General features: G+C 39.9%; 16 protein-coding genes. 4 read left to right on the top strand and 12 right to left on the bottom strand.

Annotated features, from left to right (window positions below):
• Positions 1 to 16: 16 nt before the first annotated feature.
• From fahA to bcsR, 10 genes are all read right to left on the bottom strand, one after another.
• Positions 17 to 1,330: a fumarylacetoacetase gene (gene fahA / locus NDQ71_RS17145; RefSeq protein ID WP_301561924.1), complete on the bottom strand. Its 1,314-nt coding sequence runs from the start codon at positions 1,328 to 1,330 to the stop codon at positions 17 to 19.
• 141 nt (positions 1,331 to 1,471) lie between these two features.
• Positions 1,472 to 2,518, bottom strand: a complete 1,047-nt coding sequence (hppD, locus tag NDQ71_RS17150; RefSeq protein WP_064665813.1) for a 4-hydroxyphenylpyruvate dioxygenase — start codon at positions 2,516 to 2,518, stop codon at positions 1,472 to 1,474.
• A gap of 307 nt (positions 2,519 to 2,825) precedes the next feature.
• Entirely contained in the window at positions 2,826 to 5,570 is a 2,745-nt protein-coding gene (locus NDQ71_RS17155) for a metallophosphoesterase (protein WP_192540457.1), read from the bottom strand.
• 281 nt (positions 5,571 to 5,851) lie between these two features.
• Entirely contained in the window at positions 5,852 to 7,348 is a 1,497-nt protein-coding gene (locus tag NDQ71_RS17160; RefSeq protein ID WP_192540456.1) for a peptide MFS transporter, read from the bottom strand.
• A 257-nt stretch (positions 7,349 to 7,605) separates the two neighbouring features.
• Positions 7,606 to 11,418 carry a cellulose synthase subunit BcsC-related outer membrane protein gene (locus tag NDQ71_RS17165; protein WP_301561925.1) on the bottom strand — a complete coding sequence of 1,271 codons (3,813 nt, stop codon included), beginning with the start codon at positions 11,416 to 11,418 and terminating at the stop codon, positions 7,606 to 7,608.
• Positions 11,409 to 12,530: a cellulose synthase complex periplasmic endoglucanase BcsZ gene (gene bcsZ / locus NDQ71_RS17170; protein WP_301561926.1), complete on the bottom strand. Its 1,122-nt coding sequence runs from the start codon at positions 12,528 to 12,530 to the stop codon at positions 11,409 to 11,411. Before bcsZ ends, NDQ71_RS17165 begins: the two co-directional genes overlap by 10 nt.
• Entirely contained in the window at positions 12,530 to 14,779 is a 2,250-nt protein-coding gene (gene bcsB, locus NDQ71_RS17175; protein WP_192540452.1) for a cellulose biosynthesis cyclic di-GMP-binding regulatory protein BcsB, read from the bottom strand. The genes bcsZ and bcsB overlap by 1 nt, the downstream gene beginning before the upstream one ends.
• A complete protein-coding gene (gene bcsA / locus NDQ71_RS17180) occupies positions 14,776 to 17,439 on the bottom strand; it encodes a UDP-forming cellulose synthase catalytic subunit (RefSeq protein ID WP_301561927.1) in 2,664 nt (887 codons plus the stop codon). The genes bcsB and bcsA overlap by 4 nt, the downstream gene beginning before the upstream one ends.
• Complete coding sequence (bcsQ, locus tag NDQ71_RS17185; RefSeq protein ID WP_301561928.1) at positions 17,429 to 18,151, bottom strand: cellulose biosynthesis protein BcsQ; 723 nt, start codon at positions 18,149 to 18,151, stop codon at positions 17,429 to 17,431. The genes bcsA and bcsQ overlap by 11 nt, the downstream gene beginning before the upstream one ends.
• A gap of 3 nt (positions 18,152 to 18,154) precedes the next feature.
• Positions 18,155 to 18,370 carry a BcsR/BcsP family cellulose biosynthesis protein gene (gene bcsR, locus NDQ71_RS17190; RefSeq protein ID WP_301561929.1) on the bottom strand — a complete coding sequence of 72 codons (216 nt, stop codon included), beginning with the start codon at positions 18,368 to 18,370 and terminating at the stop codon, positions 18,155 to 18,157.
• A 119-nt stretch (positions 18,371 to 18,489) separates the two neighbouring features.
• Between bcsR and bcsE the strand changes: the two genes are divergently transcribed.
• From bcsE to tyrR, 3 genes are all read left to right on the top strand, one after another.
• On the top strand, positions 18,490 to 20,121 hold the full coding sequence (bcsE, locus tag NDQ71_RS17195; protein WP_301561930.1) for a cellulose biosynthesis protein BcsE: 1,632 nt from the start codon (positions 18,490 to 18,492) through the stop codon (positions 20,119 to 20,121).
• 169 nt (positions 20,122 to 20,290) lie between these two features.
• Positions 20,291 to 21,874, top strand: coding sequence for a cellulose biosynthesis protein BcsG (gene bcsG, locus NDQ71_RS17200; protein ID WP_283711021.1), 1,584 nt, complete (start codon positions 20,291 to 20,293; stop codon positions 21,872 to 21,874).
• Positions 21,875 to 21,968: 94 nt separating this feature from the next.
• The gene (tyrR, locus tag NDQ71_RS17205) at positions 21,969 to 23,525 is read left to right on the top strand and encodes a transcriptional regulator TyrR (RefSeq protein ID WP_064665823.1); all 1,557 of its coding nucleotides are present in this window, start codon (positions 21,969 to 21,971) and stop codon (positions 23,523 to 23,525) included.
• Between the two features lie 27 nt (positions 23,526 to 23,552).
• Here the strand turns inward: tyrR and NDQ71_RS17210 are convergent, their stop codons facing one another.
• Positions 23,553 to 24,047 carry a hypothetical protein gene (locus NDQ71_RS17210; RefSeq protein WP_064665824.1) on the bottom strand — a complete coding sequence of 165 codons (495 nt, stop codon included), beginning with the start codon at positions 24,045 to 24,047 and terminating at the stop codon, positions 23,553 to 23,555.
• Between the two features lie 109 nt (positions 24,048 to 24,156).
• On the opposite strand from NDQ71_RS17210, the gene NDQ71_RS17215 reads away from it, so the two are divergent.
• Positions 24,157 to 24,693, top strand: coding sequence for a thioesterase family protein (locus tag NDQ71_RS17215; RefSeq protein ID WP_192540441.1), 537 nt, complete (start codon positions 24,157 to 24,159; stop codon positions 24,691 to 24,693).
• Positions 24,694 to 24,731: 38 nt separating this feature from the next.
• On the opposite strand, the gene NDQ71_RS17220 is transcribed toward NDQ71_RS17215, so the two are convergent.
• Positions 24,732 to 25,385 (bottom strand): OmpW family protein, encoded by a 654-nt coding sequence (locus NDQ71_RS17220; RefSeq protein WP_064665826.1) that lies wholly within the window; start codon positions 25,383 to 25,385, stop codon positions 24,732 to 24,734.
• Positions 25,386 to 25,563 lie beyond the last annotated feature (178 nt).

A 25,563-nucleotide genomic window follows, 5' to 3' on the forward strand; every position in this document is an offset into this window, starting at 1 on the left:
AATGTTTACAATTTAGCTACTTAGCAGGAAGAACTGTTCCTTCAACGCTGCCGAAACCGATACGAGCAAAGCCTGCTTTTTCACACCAACCACGCATAATAACGTTGTCGCCATCTTCTAAAAAGCTACGTTGCTCACCATTATTAAGAGTGATTTTCTCTTTACCACCACGAGAAAGTTCGAGTAATGAACCCGCTTCTTCGTGAGTAGGGCCTGATTGTGTACCTGAACCTAGCATATCACCAGGCATAAAGTTACAGCCATTTACAGTATGGTGAGTAACCATTTGCGCAACTGTCCAGTACGAGTGTTTAAAACTTGATTTTGATACTAATGAAGGAGCTACACCTTGCTCACGCATTTTTGCGGTTTCAATTTGCACGTCCATTTTTATATCAAAGGCGCCCAGCTCACGGTTTTGGCTTGATTCTAGATAATCTAATGGCTGAGGGTCATTTTCATCACGAGTCCATGATGTTCTAAATGGTGCAAGCGCCTCAGTTGTTACAATCCACGGCGAAACCGTTGAAGCAAAGTTTTTCGCAAGGAATGGACCTAATGGTTGGTATTCCCATGCTTGTAAATCACGTGCTGACCAATCATTGAATACACAAAAACCAAATACATGGTTTTCAGCGTTTTCAATAGCAATCGCATCGCCTAACTCGTTACCTTTACCTAAGTAAATACCAAGCTCTAATTCATAATCTAAGCGTTTACATGGACCAAGTGATGGTACTTCTGCATCTGGCGCTTTAGTTTGACCATTTGGGCGGTGGAATGTTTGTCCTGATACATCGATTGATGAAGAGCGACCATGGTAACCAATTGGTACCCATTTGTAGTTAGGCAGTAATGGGTTGTCTGGGCGAAATAGGCTACCCACTGCAGTTGCATGATAGATAGATGTATAAAAGTCAGTATAATCGCCAATACGACATGGCAATGCAAACTCAATGTCTGCTTGGGCAATTAGTGCTTCACTTAGCTTTGCTTGCTCTGTTGCGCCTTCACGCAATGCTTTAGATAGTGCTAAACGTAGCGCTGACCAGTATTGCTGACCAAGGCCCATATATTCATTCAGTGTTGCTTGGCTTGCTGCTGCTACGGCAGTTTGGGCATCGCCTGAGAAAATTGCTAGTTCGTTTACTTTGGCAAGGTCGATAACTTGATCACCAATGGCAACGGCACCGCGAAAAGCTTCGTCAGAATTCTTACGGCGTACTTCTGCAAATGGTAGATTCTGGATCGGGAAGTCACAATTTGCAACATTCGCTGAGGCAACCCAGCTAGTTAAATTTATATCATGGGTTTCGTTAATTAAACTCATTACATTTCCTTTGGTTTAGTCAGTCGCGCTTTACAGTGGATATGGTGATGAATGGCGCGATTTAAACGGTGAAATTTATAAAATTGATGAAACGACAAAAAGCAGCGAAATACGCTGCTTTTTAAATCTATACGCGAGTGTTTATAAAACGCCGCGACGCTCTTGGTCACGTTCGATTGATTCAAACAGTGCTTGGAAGTTACCTTCACCAAAACCACCGTCATCAACGCGTTGGATCATCTCGATAAAGATTGGGCCAAATAAGTTTTTCGAGAAAATTTGTAATAAGTAGCAATTTTCACTTTGGCTATCTACTAAGATCTGATGTTCACGGATCTTTTCTTTATCTTCTTTTACCCAAGGTACACGGTCAAAAATGGTGTCGTAGTACTCAGGGATAATATCAAGCGTTGCAATAGTTGATTTGTCTAGCTTATCAAGTGAGCTAACTAAGTCATCCGTTAAGAATGCTAAATGCTGTACGCCTGGACCATTGTATTCACCAAGATATTCGTCGATTTGGTTGTTATCGTTGCCTTTACCTTCATTGATCGGAATCGAGAAGGTGCCACACGGTGATTTAAGTGCGTAAGAAAGCAGGGCTGTTTTTTGCCCTTTGATATCAAAGTAACGAACCTCCGTAAAACCAAATACGTCTTTGTAGAAGTTAGCCCATGTTTCCATAGTGCCTTTGTAAACGTTATTTGTTAAATGGTCGATACGGATAAAGCCTTTATCTGCAACGATATTTTGCTCACTTAAGTCTTCAAAATCTTGCTCATAAATAGAGCCCTTATCGCCAAATTGCTCGATAAAGTAAATTAAGCTGTCACCGATACCGTAAATAGCTGGGTAAGGTAAGTCTTTGTGGGTTGAATCTGTGGCAGGTTTTGCACCACGTGCTACTGCAGTATCAAATGCCAGTTGTGCATTTTCAACACGCCAGCCCATAGAGCAAATTGCAGGACCATGGCTTTTTGCAAATTCTGCTGAAAAACCATCACGTTCATTATTTAGTAAAAAGTGAATATCGTTTTGGTTGTAGTAAACAATGTCTTTACCTTTAAATGTTTTTAGCTTTGAAAAACCAAAATCGGTAAACACTTTATCCATATAATCTGCATCAGGTGTAGCGTATTCAGTAAACTCGATACCTACCAAACCTAAAGGGTTAGTTACTTCACTCATTATAATTCTCCCGCAATAAACACTGCGTCTTGTTGTGTCTGATGCGCAGATAATTAACCATAACGAGTAAAAGGGGAAGAGCCCGCATCTATTTAGCTAAGCGGCTATTTGTAAATTAAATGGGACGATCATTTGAAAATGATGATGGTAGAGGAGGAGCTTTAGCTGTTAGTCTTCGATAATCAAATTTTAACGGTGTAGGTTGTTGCTTAGTTGATTGATATTAATGGTTAATTTGTTTTTATTGCGGATGTAAATTAAGCAAATTAAGGGAGTTTCCTCCCTCAATTAAATGGACGCATTGTAATTAATTGTTTACGCTAGCGCCGCGTTTGTTAAAAAACTTGCTGCGCTGCTCTAACCATAGGTTCGCTTTTATAGCCGGAGCATTTTGGTAATGACGCTCAACAGCCTGATTTAGTGAGCGTGTGCTTGGCACAAAGTTAAGAGTTTGCTGCGCGCCGGCCATACTTTTTATTTCATCGCGCGTCATTGCACGCCCTGCATATAGCAGTGCGTTTAAATAGCCGGGTTCAGTTTCATAGTTATTATCAGTTAGCAGCAGTACGGCTTGATCTAATGCCCAGCGACGATTAATTTCACCTTCTCTTTTTACCCCTGCTAACTCACCGTCAATATAAACTTCAAACACGCCATTATCAGGGGCGGTATAAAACACAAAGGCGATGCGATGCCAAGTATCTGATTGGGTATGGCCAAAATAACCACTTTTACTGGTTGATTTACCTAAACCACCTTCAGGGTTAATATAGATATCAGCATCATCTGTTAAGTAATTTACAGTATCTGTTTGCACCAGCGCGCGGTAAATGTCTTTTGCTGCCAGAGGCCAGTAAATGTCCATCACTAGGGTGTAATCGGATACCAGTCCTTCATTTTCAAAATCACCATTAGGCGGCGTGTTAAGCGTGATCTTTAATCCTTCTGTTGGAGAGTGGTCGGTAAAGGCCATCACCCCTGAAGCACCGTCGTTTAGATCTGCAATCTGTAATTGTGTGGTGGTTTTGTATATTGTGTCTTGGGCGCCCCAGCCACTATTTTCAGGATCAAAATAGCTTAATGTTGATGGGCCATAGTCAGCTTTGAATGGATCGCTTGGATCGTTGAAATTCCAAATAGTAATGTTCGCTTGATTTTGACATGCATTGAGCTGAGTGTCGGTGTCTATATGCAAACATTGGCTGGTACGCTGGCGGGCATATTGATCGAGTAATTGCCATGTTTCTGCAATTAATTGTGGCTCAGCAAACGCAACCCCATTAAAAAATAATTCACTATTAAAAGCAGGCCCTTTTTGTAGTGCCAAGGTATAGTTTTGACTGTCATTTATACTTTCAGGGGCCAATAGTAGCCAATCAGGTTGATTCGCTGCCATGGTTTTTAAATCAAGGCCGCTGACTGTGACTTGATAAATTGCACTGAAGCCGGGAGTGTTCGAAGGCTGTCTTTCAACTTTAAATGCATTGTGAAAATCTTCTTGGGTGAGCGTACCCGGTGTCCATCGTTGTTGTACTAGGTTTGTATCAAATAAGGCTGCATCAACTTGGTGTAGCTGTTTTGCTGCAAGCGCAGTAATATTCATTATCTGTGCGGTAGTCGGGTAATTCTCTGAAATAGCGATTTCAGTATTGGCATCGGGGGCATATTTACCCATCAAAAAGTCAATTTGTGTTTGCAGTGCTTCATCAAAGGTGTTGATCTGCGTCGTTGCTAACGTAGAATAATTGATATCAGCAACAGTTTTTGTAGTTAGATCAAAGGTTAATTCTAAATCAGTTAGGCCTTGAGCAAAAAAGTTTGGTTGGATCACTAAACTGCCATTATCGAGTTGCTGAAAACTCTCCCCGCCATGGGTGTGGCCGCCAAGCACTAGATCAATACCAGCAATGTTTTGTGCAATTTGCGTATCTGCACCTTCACCTAAATGACTCAACATCACCATGTAGTCGACATCTTGGCTATATTGCTCGACAATATTTTTGGCAATATCTTGCCATTGCCAATTCATTTTAAAGTTAGCGATAAAGTCGGGGATTGGTGCGGTCTCTACGGGTTGATCAAGTTCATTCCACGGTACAGATGTCATCCCGAAAAAACCGACCTTGAGGCAACCGACTTGTACAATAGAGAAATCAACTGCGTTAAAACTTTGCGTATTATCGCCTGTATAACGCGTGTTACTGGCTAACACGATGGCGTTATCATCATTGGCGTAGTCAAGTAATTGTGCTGGCCCCCATGCATAGTCATGATTACCAACAACACGGACATCAAACGCCATAGCTTTTATTGCCTCAACCGTTGCCATGCCTTTAGAGATTTGTTCTGCAACGGTGCCTTTTTCATAGTCATCACCACCATTGGTAAATAAAGTATAGGGTTGCTCGGCTAGTGCATGGTTGTAGTAGCCTTTAATTTTGCTGAAGTATTGTTCTTTAAAACCAAACCGCGCATGTAAATCAGCGACATGAATAAAACGCATAGATTGTTCGGATTGGTTTGCTTTACATTCAGAGCCAATAGTTTTGCTGACTTGGGGTAATGTACGAGCGCGTATTGCAAATGTACCAAAGCTGTTTATTTGTGCGCTAACAGTATTTGCAGAAGAGCTTGAGCTTACTAATGGTTGCCACTGTCCATCGATTAGCTTCACGATAGACAACTGTTGCTCAGGGTCTGCTGAATTAGCTAATGATATTGTGAGGCTTAAAGGCGTATCGAATGTTAAATCTTGAGGGCTAAAGGTATATAACGCAGAAACAATATTAAGAACCTTATTCTCATCATCAAGCTTTTTTTTGCTAAAAATAAAACTAGTATCGGTTGCTACAGCACTGGCTGGGGCCGTGAGTAAAACAAGCGCACCATCAAAGCTTTTTGATAAGCCATCATTGGCGCTAATAATTAATTTTGATTCGTCTACAACGAAGTTCGTATCTTTCTCAGTGCTATCGCCGCAAGCGTTTAACAAAGTAAACACTGCAACGAGCATTGAAAACCTGATACCGTAATAGAAAGTCATAATAGCCATACTGTCACTTATATAATGTGATTATCATATCAGTATTTAGGATGGGGTTACAGGTGGTCAATATAGAAAAACATACAAATAATAGGCAGCTGCTAATTAGTTGTTTACACGATTAACGTCTTTACTTCGAGTCATTAGGATAATGTATTATATAAAGCAGAGAGGGAGTTTTGTTAACTCGAGTCAATTTTACACAAATAAAAAGGCAAGATATTGCTATCTTGCCTGATTGGAATAAAACTGAGCTGATGCTTTTATCAAGCTCAGTTTAAAAACGGCTATTACTGGGCGCTACTCTCAGTCAAACCTTGTTTTTCCCATACTTTAGCTTTAAAACTCATTAATACTAAAATGATACCTACACCGATACTAAATAATGCAATTTGTAGGTAAAGGTTAGGAATTTCTTCAACATTGTTAGGATCAAAGTTACCAGCAAGTAATCCAGAAATTACGTTACCAATTGAGTAAGTGAGTACGAATACCCCCATCATTTGACCTGTATAGCGACGAGGCGATAACTTACTTACGGCACTTAATGCAACAGGGCTTAAACAAAGCTCGCCCACGGTATGTAAGAAGTACGTAGTAACAAGCCAATAAGGCGCTACTTTTAAGCCTTCAGCTGCGTAATGTGCCGCCATAAACATAACTAAAAATCCTGAAGCCATAATAACTAGACCCAAGGCACATTTTACGCTGTAAGTGGGCGATACCATTTTCTTTGATAGATTAATCCAAAGCGCGGCAAAAAACGGCGATAGGGCAATAATGAACAGCGAATTTAAAGATTGGAACCAAGTTGTTGGGATTTCAAATGTGCCAACAAGGCGATCTGTGTAATCGCGAGCAAATAGGTTTAATGAAGAACCTGCTTGTTCAAAGCCAGACCAAAAACAGGCAGAGGCAATACATACTAAAAATAGTGCCCACATTCTTTGCTTTTCAGCATCGGTTAGTTTGCCATTGAAGTAAACAAGACCAAAGTAAATGAAAAAGATAATAGTAAATACAACAGCAGTATACCCTGCTACAACGGTAGGGTTAATTACAATAGCACCCGTCATCGCAGCAACGGTTACACTGGTCGCAACAATTACAAATGTTGCAATACCAATCCATGCCCGTGATACACCTTTAGGGCTTAATGGGTTAGCTGGTAATGCACTATGCTCTGGTAAGTTATTAAGTGTACGTTTGTATTGTATTAAACCGATACCCATACCTACAGCAGCTGCACCAAATGCCCAGTGCCAACCTACGTTTTCCATAAAGTAACCACAAACGTAGTAACCAATTAAAGAACCTAAGTTAATACCCATGTAGTAAATAGCATAACCACCATCACGGCGTTCATCTTCGTCAGTGTAAAGCTGACCAACCATTGCACTGATATTAGGTTTAAGTAAACCTGTACCTGTTGCAACAAAGATTAAACCGATAAAAAATGAATAATCATGTGGAACGGCTAAAATAATATGGCCACACATGATAATGATACCGCCGTACCATACTGCTTTTTGACCACCAAATAATCTATCTGCTAGCCAGCCACCAGGCAAGCCTAAAAAGTATACTGAACCTGTGTATAAACCATAAATTGCAGCAGCAGAAGCAACGGTAAATCCTAAGCCTTCTTGTTGTAAACTCGCTGTCATAAATAATACGAGCATTGCTCGCATACCGTAGTAACTCATTCGTTCCCACATTTCTGTGAAAAACAGGGTTGAAAGTCCTTTAGGGTGACCAAACCAGCCACTGTCAGAATTTGAACTCATATTTACTTCCTAACTCAACGTTAATTATTGTGGCCTTATATTTTTTGCTTTGGTCGTTCATGTGATAACAACACAAATAGAACGGGTGGCCATGAATATTATTTTTAATGCAGCTAAGGTAATGGTTTGCTCACTAAGTTTTTGCTTAGTGGGTAAGAGTCACACCCTTATCCTAGCTACAATTGCGGCTAAGTATACATACACGGGCTGTGCAGGGGAAGTGCTTGCGATAGTTAGCTGTGCCATGGTTTTAAAACCTAATAGTCAGCGTAAGGGACTACGGGGCTACCAGGGAAAATCATTTCGCTATAAACAGGTTTAAAGTAATAGCGGAAATAAAGCTGGGCATAGTTAGGTTCATAAAAATCAGCGCGATCTAAGTTGAAGAAGCCACCAAAAAACCAATGCGGTGTATAGCGATATTCAAAGCTACCGGCTAAGTTATATGATATGCCAGACGTTGTACTGCCTGCAAAAACTGGATCAACACCGGTGATTGAAGTTCTTTGTTGTGCCTGCGCTTGTAGCTGCGGATCATTAGGAAAAAAATCACTGTCGTCATTTGTGGTGGTTGACCATGAGATACCGGCTCGTACACGGTAAATAAAATCGTTATTAACGCGGCGGTCATAAGTAACCGGCATTGAAACGCCGAGGTAGTTTTGTGGACTATAATAGCCGCCATGGCCAAAGGTTTCTTCACTTAAATTATATTGATAAGACCAGTGCAATAGACTTGCACCGAATGTTAATTCGGTATTCTTTTCACGGATGTAACGGTGATAAGCGCCGCCCATAAGACTGTAACGTTGATTGTCTTTGACATTCTTGCCTTGTAATAACTGCAAATCAGCTGAGCCCCAAAAACCCCAATCAAGGCCTAGATCATGTGATAGATTAAATCGTAATGTGGTTGCTCTAACGCCCCCCCAAACTTCATTTGTGAATACATCTTCAAGGCCCGCATACGATAATACTGAGCTGGTTACGGGGCGTTTATTAAGTGTAATTCCATAACCAAAATTCCCTATGTCGCCATTGTAGTCAACACCCCAGACAATATCTTCCACCAAAAAACCCAGTGGTGTAGTGCCTATGTCAAAACGCCATGTATCGTTTAACCATGCAAAGCCAATATCAATGCCTTCTTGTTGTGGTTCAATACTATTTAACGGGCAATCGAAAATACACAATGCCCCATGGCCATAGCGACTGCCCGAAAAGCTCTCATCAAAGCGGGTTACTTGACTGGCAATGGTCATCGGATCAAGTTTAATAATCCCGGTGCCATGCCAAAGTGGCAAGCCGACCTCAATAGGCATAGAGCCTGCACCTAGGCTGGCATCGTTTTGAGTGCTGGTTTGACTGCTAAAGTTAATGCCGGCCGTTATATAGGCTTGCTCGCGCTGTTGAATTCGAGCAAGCTCTCTTTTCGCATTATTTACATACCAAGGTGCCTCGTCATTTAAGGCATATAATTCGTAGTTAAGAGTGGCATCGTTTTGTGCTTTTATACTGCTATTTGGTTCAATTGCCTCTTTATACCAGGTTTCTGCGTAAGCATTTTTATTATGAGTTTCTGCAACTTGCGCAGCTTGATAATACATTTCTTGGCTATAGCCTGATTTAACGAGTAACTCATTGGTTAAGCGAATAAGATTATCTTCATCTTTAAAATCAACAAGGGCGGTCATTAATAACTGTTGCTGATATGTTTGATCTTTATCTACGTCATTTATTAATGTAGTAACAATGCGATCTGCCAGAGCATGGTGATTTAGCTCGCGGCTAACCCTTGCTACGGCAAGTTCGGTCTCGGGTGCTAATTTTTGGCCTTGTTGAACTTGCAGCTGGTATAGAACAATAGCAGCTTGGGGTCTATTTAACTCAATATTAGCAGTGATAAGCGCATTATATACTACTGGGTTGTTAGGGTTTTGTTGAGCAAGTAACGCTAATTTTTCAAGGCGCTGCTCACCCTGGTTAAACTTATTGATGTAATCAGTTTGCAGAGATAGCCAACGTATTTGTTGTTCTTCAGTGGTCACTTTTGGTAGTTGATAGTGTGCAAACCATTGCTGTGTTTGTTGTTCCTTATCACTGTTTAAAAGCCATTGACCGTATGTCATATGCCAATAAGGACTTAAGCTGTTATCCCGTTCTAAGGCTGTGCGTAATTGCCTTAGTGCGTAATTGTATTCATTAATTTGCTGCCATTGTGCTGCCAGTTCTGCCTGCATTAAAGGCGTTAAAGGTTGGGCTTCGAGCTCTGTTAGATTATAAATAATCGTACTTTTATTATCTTCGCCGTTATTAGCAAGTTTGCTCATCTTGGCATTGATTGAAAGTTGCTGGGCGAGTTGAGCAACGTCTGCGGTACGGGCATTATTAGGCACGTAGCTAAGGGTATCAAGAGCGCCTTGGTAGTCGTTCAAAGATCGTAAAAACAGTGCGTGGCTGTATCGCAACTCAGCATCGAGGGGAAATTGCCATAAGGTCTTATTATATAAAGCTTTAGCGTGGTTTAGTAAGCCTTGTTGTTGATATAAGTTAGCCAGATCATAATAAAGCCAACTTTCTCTAGGCGTTTGTTTTATCGCTAAGAGAAGCAAATTAACGGCCTGATCTAATTTTCCTGCAGCGGTGAGCTCATCGGCACGCGCGCGTAATTGGCGACTTTGAATTCGAGTATACTGTTCAGTTATTAAAGCCTGTTGTTTTGCTGTTAACTGGTTATAAAATTGATGACTTCGGGAAAAGTTATCATCGCTACTTGTTAGGGTTAACATTGCCCCTAAGGTACGGGCTTGTAGCGGCTCTTGAGCCAAAATTTGCTGATAATAAACCATAGCTTGCTGAGCTTGACCTGCTTTTTCTGCCAGTTGAGCGCGGTAAAATAACACGGTCAGTGGGTCTTCATCGAGCGTGTGTGCTAAATCAAGTTGCAATTTAGCGCGACTTAGATTGTTGTCATCTATCGCTAATTCTGCCAAGTTTATGTATTGCCAAAACTTGGCAGTGGTTGCTAAACCTTTAAGGACCGCAATCCGATTAACATTGTCACTTAGCTGCTCGGCTTTTTTGAAATAACGGTAGGCTGCGGCATTATCTCCTTGGCGTAGCTTTAATAGCCCTAAGCTACTGAGTACTTCAGGATCTTTAGGTCGACCAGCCAGAGCTGTTGTAAAGTATCGATTGGCTTGATTGTATTTTTCATTTTCAAGCGCAATAACCCCTTTTTGCCACGCTTGATATGCAGGATCGGCTTGTTTAATGAGCTCTTCTTCTAATTGTTTTGCAAAGTCATTATATTGCAGCTTGCCCTTATTACTTTTTGGATAAGCTAAAAAATAGCTTTGGTAAGCATTGTCTGTTTGTTTACTAATAGGCATTTCTTCAAGCGCGGACAACCATGCAGATTCAGCCTCAACAGCAAGAAATTTACTATGTGCATAGTGATTTAATATACGCAATGCATCATTGTTTTGTGGATTTTGCTCTAGTAAGTGTTTTGCGTAGGTAAGTTCAATACGACTAGATTCAGGGTAACGTTTAAGTAATGAGCGATAGCCTCGTAATGCTTGCTGCCAGTTATCGTCACTTTGCGCTAACCAGTTTATATACTCAAACTCATACTCGATACTAGGGTAGGTCGATTTGAATAAATTATCATAAAGTGCGATTGCAGCACTGTACTGTCCAGCTCGCGCTAACAATTTGGCTTCTTGAACTGATGCCCTGTCTTGGTCGTTAACCCGAGCTAATAAGCTTATTTGCTTAATACAAGGATGGTGTTCACCCTTTAATTTACTAAGTAGATTAGTTGCTTTACTGTTTTGAGCGAGTGCAAAATACACATGCGCTTGGGCGCATTGCACCTCAATATTGTTAGGTGCAATACTTAATAGCTTATCTAAGCTATCAGTCATTAACTGTAGATCTTGTTCGATCTCACCAAGCTGAACTTGGCTTATGAGCCAATGAACTGATTCTGTATCTAAGTCTTGCTGTTTAGACAGCGATACAAATGAGCTAAATAACAGTACAGCAAGCGGCCACTTTATCGGCATTCATTGCTCCAATTTGGAAGTAGCGCACCTTGCTTATCAATAGTAAAACGTTTATTTGTGGTACTCGTTCCAAACAAATATAACACGCTGTCGTAATAGCGATTTGTAATAAAGCGAGTGTCTATCATCAATTTTTGTTGTAGAGCTGCTAACGTTTGGGTTTGGCCTTTATCAGCAAGCAATGGTAGTAATGCAGCGATAAAGCCAGCAGGGCCAGAACCTGACGCTTTACCTGTATCGACTCGGCTTTCAAGTGGCGCTCTATTATTGTTTACTAGGTACTGCAGCATAGGATCGAACTGTGCTATTAGCTCTTTTTTGTATGCTGCTTCATCAGCCATCATACTTGCCCACAGGTAGACGCGAATTGCATTATAGCTACCAATAGCGGGGGCTTTATCTGTGTGGTAAAAACCTTTTTCGGGGTTATACATAACCCAATCAGGGCTGAAGCCATTTTTGCTGGTTTCAAGTATTAACTTGGCTGAACTGTCATGAAGTGCTTGCCATGCAGAGTGTGGATAACGCTGTGCAAACTGCTGCAAAATAAACAGTGGGGCATAACTTGGATTTAATTTCCAGGTTTGTTCACTCGGCTCAAAACCATTGGGTGCAGGAAGTAATGTTAACCCTAAGTTAGGTAAATAAGCGGTTTCTTCACGTATAATACGCTCTGCCATAACACTACTTAGCACAGCGTAACGCCGTTCTTGCCAAAGAATTGCTGCTTGCGAAAGTGTATAAGCTATCCATAAGTCTGAGTCGGATGCAGGGTTTGAGTCGAGAATTTTACCTTTTCCATTACCATCAATCCCCCATTGCCAAGCTGGCAGGCGAGTGCTTAAGTCGCCTTCAGCGAGATGGGTTTGCGTCCACTGTAAAATTTGCTCAAAGCTTGCTTGATCGTTTGCAAGTAGAGCAAAAAATAGCGCATAGGATTGACCTTCAGAGGTCGTAATACTTTGTTTACTACCAAGATCAATGACCCGACCTTGATCGGAAATAAAATGCTTTTTAAAGGTATCCCACTGAGACCAATCAGCGCAGCTTTGGGCTACAGCGTTTAATGGCCAAATAAGTAGCATGCTGACGAATAACACAATGTTTTTCATTATTTATTTTCTCCTTCAGATAATCGTTTTTGCGTCAGTAACATTAATAATCGCCATAACAAAAATGATATCAGCAACAGAGTAATAATCGACAGCACGGCGAGCAAAACTGGACGGTCTGAAAAGTGGAACCAAATTAAAGTATGAATAGGAACATGACCAACAAAATATTGTTCGTCAGTTTTTATCGTTTTTATACCTTGGCTATTGATAATTGCCGAGCTGCCGGTGATTTTTGCTGTTTGTTCATTTATCAGCAAAGCTTCATTCAACAATGGGTAGGCTGCATTGTTCGTTGCGATTAAAGACACAACTGAGCGCTCAGAATCAAACGGAGATTGAAAGCCAGAGATGATGCCAAGTTTGCCCATACTTCGGATATTAACTTGAACTCTTTCAGGATCGCTTGTATTAAACGCACCATTATAAATAGCCTGGTTAACCACTCTATTGTTATCATTTATCAAAACACTGAGCGCACTGTCTTTGCTCATGTCATGATGAAGAGAGTCAGGTTTACCGATAATAATAATATCTTTGTCGTCAAAGTTAATATCTTGTGCTGGGAATTTAATAGCCAGTCGATGTGATGGGTAACCTGTTATTGCCCCTAAATGGCCTGTAAAGTTAAGCAATAGACGAATGCCCTCTACTGAACTGTTTGGTTCCATAATTAACACTGTCTGATGTAAATCGGCAAATTTAGTAAATGGAAAGCCACTGTTTGCAAAAGCATGTAGATTCGGTAATGCCATATAATGATTAAACGCACTCACATCAATTGAAGAACTGCCATCGATAGCGCCAAACTCACCGCCCGCAGGTATGGCGTTACATGCACCAGATTTAGCCACCGCAAAGTTAAAATCATAAGTAAGTTGGTTTTTCATGGTCAAATCTAAACCAGTTAACTCAAAGTCCTGACGCGTCTGATTTGGATTAATATCAGACAGTAAAGGTAAGAAAGTATTGGTTGTGATGGTTTTTCCACCGTCATCATCAAGTACAAAGCCATCAATGAATTTACCGTTGATCAGCATGTTCAAGCGAGAAATTAAGTTTTTTTCTGCCGGTGTATTACGGTAATTAAGGGTGATAGGGATACCATTTTCACGCCACGTAAATAAATCCGGTGCAAAACGTAAATCAAGATTCACAGGTTGACCTCGAAACCCTTGTGACTGTAATTGAGTTGGGTACTCGATGAATTCATCAAATGTTACAGCACGGTCTGAGCGAAGCCAAAAAGGCGCATCATAGGCTTTACGAAGTGGTAACTTACTAATTTCATCAATCACTGCAGTGCGACCAGTCATTACTTTATGACCAAATAATAAACCAATCACAGCATCTTTTAGCTGCTTTGTATCTTTACCTAAAACAAGCAGTACTTTGGCATAGCGATGTGTTGGGCTACTGATTATTTCTATAGTCGGCTTTTCTACATCTGGGTAATTTAACAAAAAGTCTGGTTTGTCATTATTGGTAGCAAACACCACACTATGAGTGGTCGGTATTTTGTTTATTGCTACTGGGAAATCTGCTTTACGCCATTTTGCTTGCCCACCAAAGAAACTAGCAAGTGAGGACGCTGCTTCAAGCGTGGTTTCATCTGGTTGAGAAGCAAAAATGAATGGCAAAGTTAACTGGTTATTATCCCGCTCATCGTAAAAAGGAGCAGGGAAATACTCTAATAGGCTTTCTAAAGCCAAGCTTTGCTGTTCAATTTCTATCGCGCTCTCTTTATCTATTTCAGCCCAAATAGTTTTACTAAAATCATCCTGACAGACTAAATCATAAAAACCAATCAGTTCAAAACGAACTTGGTTAAAGTCTTTCATCAGCTTAGCGTTGAGTTCAATATTGTGCTGTGACTTTGAACCAGTAACAGCAAGCTTATTGTCTATAGGCAATACGGTTACCAAATGTTCGTTAAAAAACACTTTAATATGAGAAACACGTTCAATTAACGCAGGCGAGTTTGTGAAGGAAAAATTGAGCATTAACTTTGTGCCGAGTTTATCAAGGCGATTGGTAAAATCAACACGCGTATTATTGCTGACACCATCGAGCCGAAACTTGTTAATGCCTAAACGTTCAAAGCGCAAAGTTAACTGCTCTTGAGGAGGTGCTTCTGGGTAGCCATTATCAAAGATAGACTTATCTGAAAGTGGCTCTGCCGCTGTAGCCAAGCAATTAATGCTGAGCGTGCTTATAGCGAATAACACGGTGAATAATGATCTTATCATAATGTTTCAAATACTTTTTTAGGTTTTGTGGGTAAAAGTGTCGTAATAAACGTAATTGACCGCGATAACAGTTCGATCAAGGGTTTTAATTTAGTTGGAGCATGAAAAATTAAATTTTTAAAGCCTCTTAGACTAACTCGTAAGACATTGGAAAAGCTGTAAGAAGGCTTATCATGCTTAAAGTTTTCTTGCCAATCAAGCCATGCATCCGCTCGCGAAAATGTACATTGGATAAACGCTTTTTGTTTTTCAATATCAAGATCTCTTAAAGTAAGACCTATTTGTTTATCACGTGTATTACAAATATAAGTAGCAAAGGAAAATTGTTTTAAACCGCGACTCATTAATAGCTCAACCTTATCGTTAACTCGGCAGGTTGCAATATGTTGTGTTTCTATCCCCACACCGCTGTCAGAGTAATCGGTTATTTTCACTTTAATGGTATGGCCATTGGCGAGTCTAATTGCCGCGGGAAAATTTACGTTAACACGGTGTGAACTTCTCACTTGTTTAGCTTCTGCGGCAACCGCAACCGCAGCACCTAATATAATAATATTGTAGCTTGCCCAGAGCATGCTGATCAGCAGTACACCTATTTGTGATGTATCACCAAAAAATAGTCGTAAAATACCGTAACCCATGCCAACAACATTAATGAGCAATAAAACGATATATGGTTTAGAAATGATCCAGTCATACCGTTCAATATTGTTTAGTCCACCTTTCTCGGTTACATTAAATTTGCCCTTATTAGGATTTATGAGGGCAACAGTCGTCGGTTTTAAAATATACCAAGCAAGCACTGACTCATAGACTTCGCCCCAAAACGAATAACGATACTTGCCCTGAATACGTGAGTTGGTAATTTTTACTTGTAGTAAAGTGGGCACTATATACAAGAAAATAGCGAGAAAAGGGGCATAAATAATCGCCGCATTAAAATAGATAAGTGCTAGTGGAGCAGTTAAAAATACGATGCGGGGTATGCCTGATAAAAAGTGTAGCATAGCATTGAGGTAACACATGCGCTGTGCCAGATTTAATCCTTTACCAAGTAATGGGTTATCAAGACGGAATATTTGTGCCATGCCCCTAGCCCAGCGGATCCGTTGGCCTACGTGAGCAGAAAGACTGTCAGTGGCAAGGCCTGCTGCTTGAGGAATATTTATATAAGTTGTCTTATAGCCAGCTCGTTGCATACGCAGTGCTGTATGAGCATCTTCGGTAACGGTCTCTACTGCAAAACCACCAATTTCGTCAAGCGCTGCGCGTTTTAAAACAGCACAAGAACCACAAAAGAAAGTCGCATCCCACATATCATTACCGTCTTGGATCAGGCCATAGAACAGCATGTTTTCATTTGGTATTTTGCCTTGGTTATTTAAGTTTCGCTCAAAGGGATCGGCTGAAAAAAAATGGTGAGGCGTTTGCACCAAACATACTTTTTCATCTTTGATAAATTGCCCCATGGTCATTTGTAAAAATGAGCGGGCAGGGATATGGTCACAGTCAAAAATCGCAATATACTCACCATCAGTATATCGCATGGCATGATTCATATTTCCTGCTTTAGCATGGTTATTATCAGGACGTGCTATATAGCCAACCCCGATTTGTTTTGCAAACTCGGCAAATTCTGGCCGTTTGCCATCATCTAAAATATATATATTGAGTTTGTCAGCGGGCCAATCGATACTTTGCGCAGCAATAGTTGTCGGTTTTACCACGCTTAAAGGTTCGTTGTAAGTAGGAATATAAATATCAACTGTAGGCCACGATGTTGATTCTTCAGGCAATTGTACAGGTTTACGATTGAGTGGGTTGATAGTTTGAAAAAAACTTAATATAAGCACCAGCCATGCGTAAGTTTCAGCGAGTAACAGGCCAATACCTAACGCTAACGCTAAAGGGTCAGCCCAGTTTAGTGTTTCGGTATAACGCCACCATAAATAACGAGTCGAGGTTGTCACCGATAAGGTAATCATAGTGATCGTGGCAATCTGACCTTCAACACGACGCAAAGTGTAAGCAACTATTAGAATTAAGCTAATAAATACAGCTTGTGCTTCGACGCTAAAAGGCACCGTTACAAACACCACAACTGCAAAAAATAACAACATAATAAACGCAACTTTTAATATTTGGTTTTGCCAAATATTGGCTTCGCTGATGCGTTTGTAATTAGCTTGTTGTGACCTTTTCTTGCTAATAAACCAAGCATGTTTAAAGGCTTTAACGAGTTTTATATCAACAAGACGGAGAATACGAACTGAGCGTTTAATATCTTGCCACGTTTTCGTTTTTTCAGTATTGAAGTAAGCAAGGCTGGCTTTATTTGTTTTAAAAAAAGCTAAGTATACTGTTTGTAAAATAATCCGAACGCAATTACTGATTGTACATACAGGTAAAGTAACATGCGGATAGAAATAGCTAAGTCTTGATTTTATTTTGCGTTTTTTATTGTTATCTAATTTAACGAACAGCGATAAAAATAATAATAAAAAAGGCAAACAAAATGCGGCTATCACACTCATTTTGTGCTGGTTGAAATAACGATGGAATTTTAAAAAAATAAACCGTACGAGTAGCTTGCTAAAAAACAAGCTAAGTAAAAGCCGAAACGCTTTTTCAGTAAAAGACATACGTGAATTAGCTTTCATCTTGATTAACTCTACTAACTAACCACCCGGCTAAAGTCTCAAAATCGTCATTTGCTACACTATACGGCGCACAGTTAATCGCAACATTTCTAAAGGCTGTTGCTTCTTTAATAACTTCATCTTTATTTATGTATAAAGAAGCTAAAAGGGGAATGTCTGATTGCCAAAGTTGTAGTAAATCGAATTCTAGCTCAGATGCACTGTTATAACGGTTAGCTAAAAAATAATGCTGCCACTGTCCCTGTGCTTTAGAGAGAGTTTGTAATCTTTTGTAGATTAAACTATGGCATATGGGGTCACAATTAACGACTTCCAAAAATACATCATTTTTATTTAATGAGTACTGAGTTACGTCAATGTGGGCTGGGCAATCAAATAATACCCATGCATTATCGCTATTGTCGATTTGATTACAGCCTTCAATGATATGAGCTGACGAAAACTGCGCTTGGCTATTTGAGCCAAACGGTAAAAACACGACACCATCACTGTCTTGATGGAATTGACTGCTCGCCTCGTTAAAAGTTGGGTAGTTGCTCCACCCCTGCTCATGTGCCCATGCTAGCCCTAAGTGTAGACCAACATCAGATTTTGGATCTAAATCTATTACATAGACTTGTTCTTTTGACTTTTTCAATGTGCACGCTAAATTTGCCACCACTGACGTTGCGCCGGTTCCTCCTTTAATTCCTTTTATGAAGATTTTTTTCATTATTTAGTCTGTGCTTTTGTTAATTTTATGATCTTGCTCTGTTTCTGTAATAGATATAGATATATCTTTAAGCAATGGGTATTTTTCAATTGTCGATTTATTTTTCGCCACATTGACTATTTCAATGTAATTTTGGTTGGCGCTGCCAAACTTCCGATATAGGTTATCAATATCATAATCCGTTAGAATATTTGATTTTTTTACTGCAAAGTGGCTCATTTAAAGCACCCTAAATGATAAAAGTCGTTTAAATTTGTGATTTGTTTGTGTACATAAGCTGTATTATATATAGAATACAGCTTAAAACTAGTACTAAAGTATCCTTTTGAGGGGTTAAGTTGCTTAAATTAAATATTTCAGGATTAAATACAACATTTTCTGAACTAAAGTGTAGTGCGAATTATGCACTGATTGCGCCTTTAGACAATCAGTTAATAGAATTAACTCAAAGCATGCTTTCTAATACTAGTGAACATATATTTTTGCTGTCAAAGCAAGTCGATATTTTTTTTGAAAGTGACCATTCAGACCACTTACACACCCTGTATGACGAAGGTAAGCTGCATCCATTTAATTTAAGTAACGATATCAGCTTTGCAAAAAAGCGATGGTTTTCTAAAGGGATCCTCAATGAACTCAAAGAATACACAGTAATAAAAAATAGTTGTGTGATGGTTCATTTGAGCTCTGATATGTTTGTTGACTATAAAACCGAAGAGCTTAAAGGTCAGCTCACACTTTACAAAAATTTTTCAATTGCAGAAAATGCGACCGTGGTGTTTTTAATTTCAGGAGCAAATAATAGTGACTTGCGTCGCCAGCTCTTAATGTTTAATGATGTGATTGATGGTGTGGTAAATATGACTCAAGAAGCATCAGTTTACAGCTTAGAATATGATTTCTGGCATCATAGTGAAGGCGTTATTGCGGCAGAGACCATTAATTATCAACGTAAAAATAACCAACTCATAGTGTTAACTGCTGAAAAAGATACCTCACAAGCTTACGGGAGCAGTGCAACTAACCAAGACTTTGATGAAGATGACGTTTGGCTTGTGAAAAGTGCTGTACCAGCGGGGACAAAACTACCTGCGTATTACAAAGTTATTGAAGATAATGATGCTCTGTATGAACATGCATTTAAAATGAAGGCTGCCACGCTGGTTTTTGCTGTAACGCGCTATACCGACTTGTCTTTACTGGCTAGAGAATGTTTTTCCTTGCGTAAACAGTGCGGCAGAAAGTTAAAACTAGTAATTCAGAACGTTGATGGCGTTATTCGACATCAAGATGAGTGTTTATTTTTAACCTTAGGCGTTAACCTTATCTTATATAGTTTTTCTGAGCCTTCACGTTTATTGTCGCAGATCCAGTCGATTCAAGGTTTCCAATTTTCTAGGCCGTTGCCAAGCTCAATCGACGATGTGTTAAAATACAGCGATAGCGTACTTCACAAAGGTTATTTGCCACTCAGCGATTTTGCTAAGCAGGTCACTAAGCACAGTGATTCAGCTGCTAATTTAGGCGTTAGTGGTGTGTTAGTGGTATTGGAATTATTACCACGTATTGATGCAATTCACCCGTTACATTTACTTCATGTAAAGCGAGAGGGCGATATTTTTAGCTATGTTGACGGCCAGGTATATCTCTATCTACATGCCTGTAGAGAACATGATGTGGACAGTGCTATTAAACATTTATTTAAGTTAGATATTGCTGACTTTTTCATTTCGAAAAATGTGATTGCTGATCATTTTTACATTCAGCAAGAGTGTCGCCGTTTAGCTCGGGAGTATCAAGCAACACAAGTGCCTGATTACACAGAGCAGTTACAGGAAAATATAAGTTATATTTTTGATGGACAAACACCGGATGTTGCTACTTTGAGTGCTGAAACGGCTGAATTTAGAAAAGTCGTGAGACCAGTTTCTATGCCCATTAAAGTTATTCTCAAAGGGGAGTCAACATGAGCTTAAATCAGTTTTTTATAACCTTTGTAATTGCTTTATTGCTGGGGATTATCCTTGGTAATATAGGTAAGGCGGTGCTAAGTAAACTTATAAAAGTGTATCGAAAACTAACATTTCGCCATGTTTTATTAATCCCATATACTCCCAAAAAACAGAAAAAGGACGGCAAGTGAAGCTTTCAGGATTAGGTGTTTGGAATTTATACTTTTTAGCAAAATTTGCTTTGTATCTGCGAGGTGATATTTCATTTGATTGGTTATCTAATGCTGCTTTTTTTGCGTTTCTTTTGTTATCAAGCGACTCTCGCATAGTTATGCGCATTAAAAATGGACTTTCTGTCGTTTTAGCAATAGCGCTTTTATATCATGATTCTTGGTTACCCCCTATTTCTAGGTTATTAAAGCAAGCTACAAACTTACAAGAGTTTAGTTTTGATTATTTTTTAGAGATTGTAGCACGCATGGTGAGTATTGATTTGTTGCTAGGCGTGTTTGTATTAAGTTTAATTTATTGGTACAGCGTAAAATGGTTACGTTATACCAGTATCACAGTCCTTGGCTTTGCGTATGTTTACTGGTTTTCAACGACACCGGTAGCAGCTGTAGATGCTAGTTTACCTACAGTGGCAAGTAATAAAGTAACATCGCAAGTGGTGCCAGTTAATATCACTCAGTCTGAACTTGCTGGTACCCCAGACCAACAATTAAAAATGTTTTATCAACAGCAAGCAAGATTAAAAACACAATTCGCTGATACGTTTCAAGGTGAACAGTTTGATGTGGTTGTGTTGAATATATGTTCATTAGCTAATGCAGATCTAAACGCAATTGGTGTTAAAGCAAATGAGCTGTTTAAAAACTTTGACATTTTGTTTAGTGATTTTAATTCGGCCACCTCCTACAGTGGTCCTGCTGCAATTCGTTTGCTCAGAGCAAGTTGCGGGCAAACAGATCAAGACTCATTATTTAAACCAGTCGATGAACAATGTCACCTGTTTAATAACTTAACTAAGTTAGGTTATAGCAACAGTGTAGCAATGAATCATGATGGCCATTTTGATGATTTTATTGGCTTGCTTAACCAACACGGTGGTGTGTCAGCTCCTAAGTTTGATTTTTCTGGGTTATCACCGATGCAATATGGGTTTGACGGCAAGCCAATTTATTCTGATTCAGAAGTATTGCTGGATTGGCTTAATAAACAACCAAATAACTCTCAGCCTAGGGCCTTGTATTACAATTCAATCAGTTTACACGATGGTAATCAGTTAGCAGGACGTGGTCGAATGAATAGCTTACAAAGCTACCCAACCCGACAGCAACAATTATTCAATGATATTAATCGCTTTATTGATGAGCTTGAAAACCAAGGACGCAATGTATTGTTAGTGGTTGTGCCTGAACATGGCGCGGCATTAGCGGGCGACAAGTTACAATTTGCAGGCCTAAGAGAAATTCCAAGCCCGTCAATTGTATCAGTACCAACCGCTGTTAAGTTTATTGGGCCTAATGTGAAAAACCGTGAACTTATAGAAGTAACGGACACTGTGAGTTATTTTTCATTATCTGAGCTAATAAATAACGCAGTGAAAAGTGATGTTTTCTCTGGAACAACAGCAGTTGATAGATTACTTGGTAATACTCGCAGCATCACCAAAGTCGCTGAAAACCAGGACACCGTTATGATGTACATTAAAGGTGAACCTTATATTCAACTTGATGGCGGAGAATGGACCCGATACCCTAGTAATTAGACGCTATTGTCCAAAAATCTTTACAATAGACTACCCAGCGATGGGTAGTTAGCGTATTATTCTTGGCATATAGGTTTTCTCTTTTGAGGGTGTAATGCGTTTAGATATCCATTGTGCAGATCGTATTGGTATTGCACAAGAAATACTCAATATCTTGGTGAACTATCAAGTTGATTTAAAAGGTATTGAAGTAGATTCTGTAAACTGTCGTATGTATGTGAGTTTTCCACCGATTGAATTTGAGCAATTTCAAAAAATCATGCCTTCAATTCGGTTAATAGACGGTGTGCAGGATGTACGTACCACCGCTTTTTTACCTTCTGAACGTGAGCATAATGAGCTCAATACATTATTGCGTGCGCTACCAGATGGGGTGATCTCAATTGATGCCAAAGGCTGGGTGAGATTATGTAATGATGCTGCGTGTAAAGACTTGCAGTTGAGCGAAAAAGAAGTAATTGGCGCAAACATTAATAATCTACTCAAAGGCTTTAATTTTACGCGTTGGTTAGAGAGTAAAGAAGTATTAGGGCAAACAACCCGAGTAGAAGTTGCGGGTGAAGATTTTATTGCTGACATATTGCCAATTGCAGTGCCACAAGGAAATGAAGGTGATGTACTCGCTGGTGCGGTGATCAATATCAAATCACAAAGCCGTTTAGGTCAGCAAGTCAGTGCGTTTCGCCGTTACGGACAAGAAAGCTTTGCAACCATTCATAACTTCAGTACTGCGATGCGTCGTGTGGTACGTGAAGCGCGAAAAATGGCACAACTTGAAGCGCCCATTTTAATAACTGGTGAAACCGGCACTGGTAAAGAGTTATTAGCGCGTGCGTGTCATTATGCGTCTAACCGTTCGGTAAAACCGTTCATTGCGTTATCGTGTGCGTCATTACCTGATGATGTCGCTGAATCTGAGTTATTTGGTTACGCCGGTTACGAAGAAAATGCCGCGCCAAAACGCGGTGTGCTTGAGCAAGCAGATGGTGGCACGGTATTTTTAGATGAAGTAGGCGAGATGTCTACCCAGCTACAAACTAAGTTACTACGCTTTTTGCAAGACGGTACATTTCGTAAAGTTGGCGATGAAAACGAAGTAAAAGTGAATGTGCGGATCATTGCTGCAACACAAAAAGACTTGCCGGCAATGGTACAAGAGGGCGTTTTTAGAGAAGATTTATACTACCGTATTAATGTACTCACCCTTGAAATTGCACCGCTGCGCGACCGTAAAGCGGACGTTGGTCCGTTAGCTGAGCACTTCATTCAAAAATATGCGCAGCAAAATGGTCATGCTATTCCGGAACTATCAGCTGAGTGTTTGTCTTTTCTGCAAGAATATCCGTGGCCTGGTAATGTTCGTCAGTTAGAAAATGCAATTTATCGTGCTGTATCATTATTAGATGATAATGAGCTGCGCGTTGAGCATTTACAATTACCTACCTTTACTCATGATTTAGGTTATTTAGAATCTGATTTTGAAGGGTCGTTAGATCAAGCGGTAAAGCGCTTTGAAGCGACGTTATTACGAAAGCTCTATCCTGCGTACCCAAGCTCTCGGCAGTTAGCTAAGCGGTTAGGCTTAAGCCATACTGCAGTGGCGAATAAACTACGCGACTATGGCATTAATCGCAAAACGGTAAAGGTTTAATTTACCGATTAAAAACCAATACATGGGCTACTGTTTGGTGCCCATGTCTTTAGTGACCCCATCAATGGCAATATTATCAATACCATTACCGTCAGGGTTAAACTTAATGATAATGCTGATGTTATTGCGGGCAAAAAAGTAGTCTTTATTATCAAGGCTAATAACATAATTTCCTTTCACGGGTTCTTTAAATTGGCGCTTTTCTAGTTTGATGGTGTGTTCACCAATTTGCCAAATAAAGCCCTCAAAAAAGCCATTATTAAACTCTTGCACCCACACTTGTTGGTCATCTTTGGCAAGCGTTATCGCGATGGAATACGATTCTGGTAACGCCATTGAGTATGTTTTGCTACCAATGGTAAATTGTTCATCAGCTTGTTGCCAATTAAAGCCAAACTTAAATGGTTTCTCAGCCCCTGTTGGGTAGCTTATGGTGCCTGTTCCTGGGTAGTTAAAGTCAGCCCACGCACTGTTGCAGCATAGCAGTAGTAAAAATCCAACAGAGAAAATCACTTTATTCATTATTGTTGCTACTTTTTATGATTATGAACCGTGAGATTAGAGCAGAATATTCTCCAATGCAATACGCTATGCTACACTTGGTCAATTGTTAACTGGTAAGACCTTTATTGTGAACTTATATTTTCGCCTTTTATTATTGTTTTTTAAAATCAAACGTAACCGTGATTACCAATCATTGTTAGAGACAGTAGACATAGAATACAAAGCACTGCCTAGTGATTGTGATATTAATTTGCACCTGACCAATTCACGTTACTTAGCGATGATGGATTTAGCGCGTACATGGATGACTGAGCGCGTTGGGCTGCTTAATACCATCATGAAAAAGCGTTGGTTTCCTATTGTGAATGCCACTGCCATTACCTATATCCGAGATATTAAGCCCATGCAGCGTTACACTATCAGCACTCGCTTAGTTGGTTGGGATCATAAGTATTTTTATATTGAGCAAAAATTTCACTCTGCGCGTGGTTTACATGCGATTGCGTATGTAAGAGGCGTATTTAAACGTAAGCGTGGTGTGGTCAGTGTCGAAGAAATGTTAGAGGCGGTTAACTTTGATGGTGTTGCGCCGATTTTACCAGCAGAGATAATGCACTGGAAAGAAATGTTAGAGCAGAAAAAAATAACAAACCTTCCCAGCTAATAATATAAAAAGGCCGTTAGGCCTTTTTTAGTGGCTAATTAAAAAGCGTATTTTACCCCTAACATTGCAACAACAGGGTCAATTTTCACTGTTGACGTTAAAGCTTGTGCGCCATCTGCGTAAACAGTTGCATCAGTTTCGATATCGATAACTGATACCATGGCATGTAAGCCCCAGTTTTCATTCATCATATAGTTAAAGCCCGCTTGTGCTGCAAAGCCAAAAGAATTGTCTAATTTAACTTCTACGTTATCAGTGCCTAATGTTGCTTTGAGTGCATCCGTTGGTTGCTCATCAAAAAACACCGTGTAGTTAATGCCTACACCAACAAACGGGCGAAACGCATAGCTGTTATCAAAGAAGTGATACTGGGCAAACAATGTCGGTGGTAATTGTTTAATATCTGCAATTTTATTGCCTGCTAAACCGCCGGTACCATTTACGTTGTGGTCAAAAGGTGTGGCTGTAACTAGCTCAAGTACCCACTTGTCATTAAAAGCATAGTCGATGGTGACACCTAGTTGGGTATCCGCACCGCCTTTTAAGCCAAGAGTAGGCGCTTCATTTATTGCTGAGCTACTGTTGTCTGGGTCAACACTAATAGCACCTACATTAACGCTAAAGTTTGCACTAGCAAAAGGAGAGGCTATTAAAAGTGAAGTGAGTAACGCTGCGCTAAGTTGTTTTTTCATGCTGTTCTCCGAGAACTCTATTTTTTGAATTGACGCTATTATCAATTAATCGAAAAATAAAAAGCTGTTCTAGATCAAGCTTTATCACCCTGCATTTAGTGCTGTTGCGTTTATTTGATGTAGATTAAGCTTTGCTTGTTTGAGCACTGAAACTTATTGACATGGGACTCTTTTTTTT

Origin of the sequence: Pseudoalteromonas sp. KG3 (genome assembly GCF_030436385.1) — a bacterium.
In the GTDB taxonomy this organism is placed as follows: Bacteria; Pseudomonadota; Gammaproteobacteria; order Enterobacterales; family Alteromonadaceae; genus Pseudoalteromonas; species Pseudoalteromonas prydzensis.

Excerpts from the sequence above, each read along its gene's own strand:
- fahA (WP_301561924.1), bottom strand. The coding sequence starts at position 1,330 with ATGAGTTTAATTAACGAAACCCATGATATAAATTTAACTAGCTGGGTT.
- hppD (WP_064665813.1), bottom strand. The coding sequence starts at position 2,518 with ATGAGTGAAGTAACTAACCCTTTAGGTTTGGTAGGTATCGAGTTTACT.
- NDQ71_RS17155 (WP_192540457.1), bottom strand. The coding sequence starts at position 5,570 with ATGGCTATTATGACTTTCTATTACGGTATCAGGTTTTCAATGCTCGTT.
- NDQ71_RS17160 (WP_192540456.1), bottom strand. The coding sequence starts at position 7,348 with ATGAGTTCAAATTCTGACAGTGGCTGGTTTGGTCACCCTAAAGGACTT.
- NDQ71_RS17165 (WP_301561925.1), bottom strand. The coding sequence starts at position 11,418 with ATGCCGATAAAGTGGCCGCTTGCTGTACTGTTATTTAGCTCATTTGTA.
- bcsZ (WP_301561926.1), bottom strand. The coding sequence starts at position 12,530 with ATGAAAAACATTGTGTTATTCGTCAGCATGCTACTTATTTGGCCATTA.
- bcsB (WP_192540452.1), bottom strand. The coding sequence starts at position 14,779 with ATGATAAGATCATTATTCACCGTGTTATTCGCTATAAGCACGCTCAGC.
- bcsA (WP_301561927.1), bottom strand. The coding sequence starts at position 17,439 with ATGAAAGCTAATTCACGTATGTCTTTTACTGAAAAAGCGTTTCGGCTT.
- bcsQ (WP_301561928.1), bottom strand. The coding sequence starts at position 18,151 with ATGAAAAAAATCTTCATAAAAGGAATTAAAGGAGGAACCGGCGCAACG.
- bcsR (WP_301561929.1), bottom strand. The coding sequence starts at position 18,370 with ATGAGCCACTTTGCAGTAAAAAAATCAAATATTCTAACGGATTATGAT.
- tyrR (WP_064665823.1), top strand. The coding sequence starts at position 21,969 with ATGCGTTTAGATATCCATTGTGCAGATCGTATTGGTATTGCACAAGAA.
- NDQ71_RS17210 (WP_064665824.1), bottom strand. The coding sequence starts at position 24,047 with ATGAATAAAGTGATTTTCTCTGTTGGATTTTTACTACTGCTATGCTGC.
- NDQ71_RS17220 (WP_064665826.1), bottom strand. The coding sequence starts at position 25,385 with ATGAAAAAACAACTTAGCGCAGCGTTACTCACTTCACTTTTAATAGCC.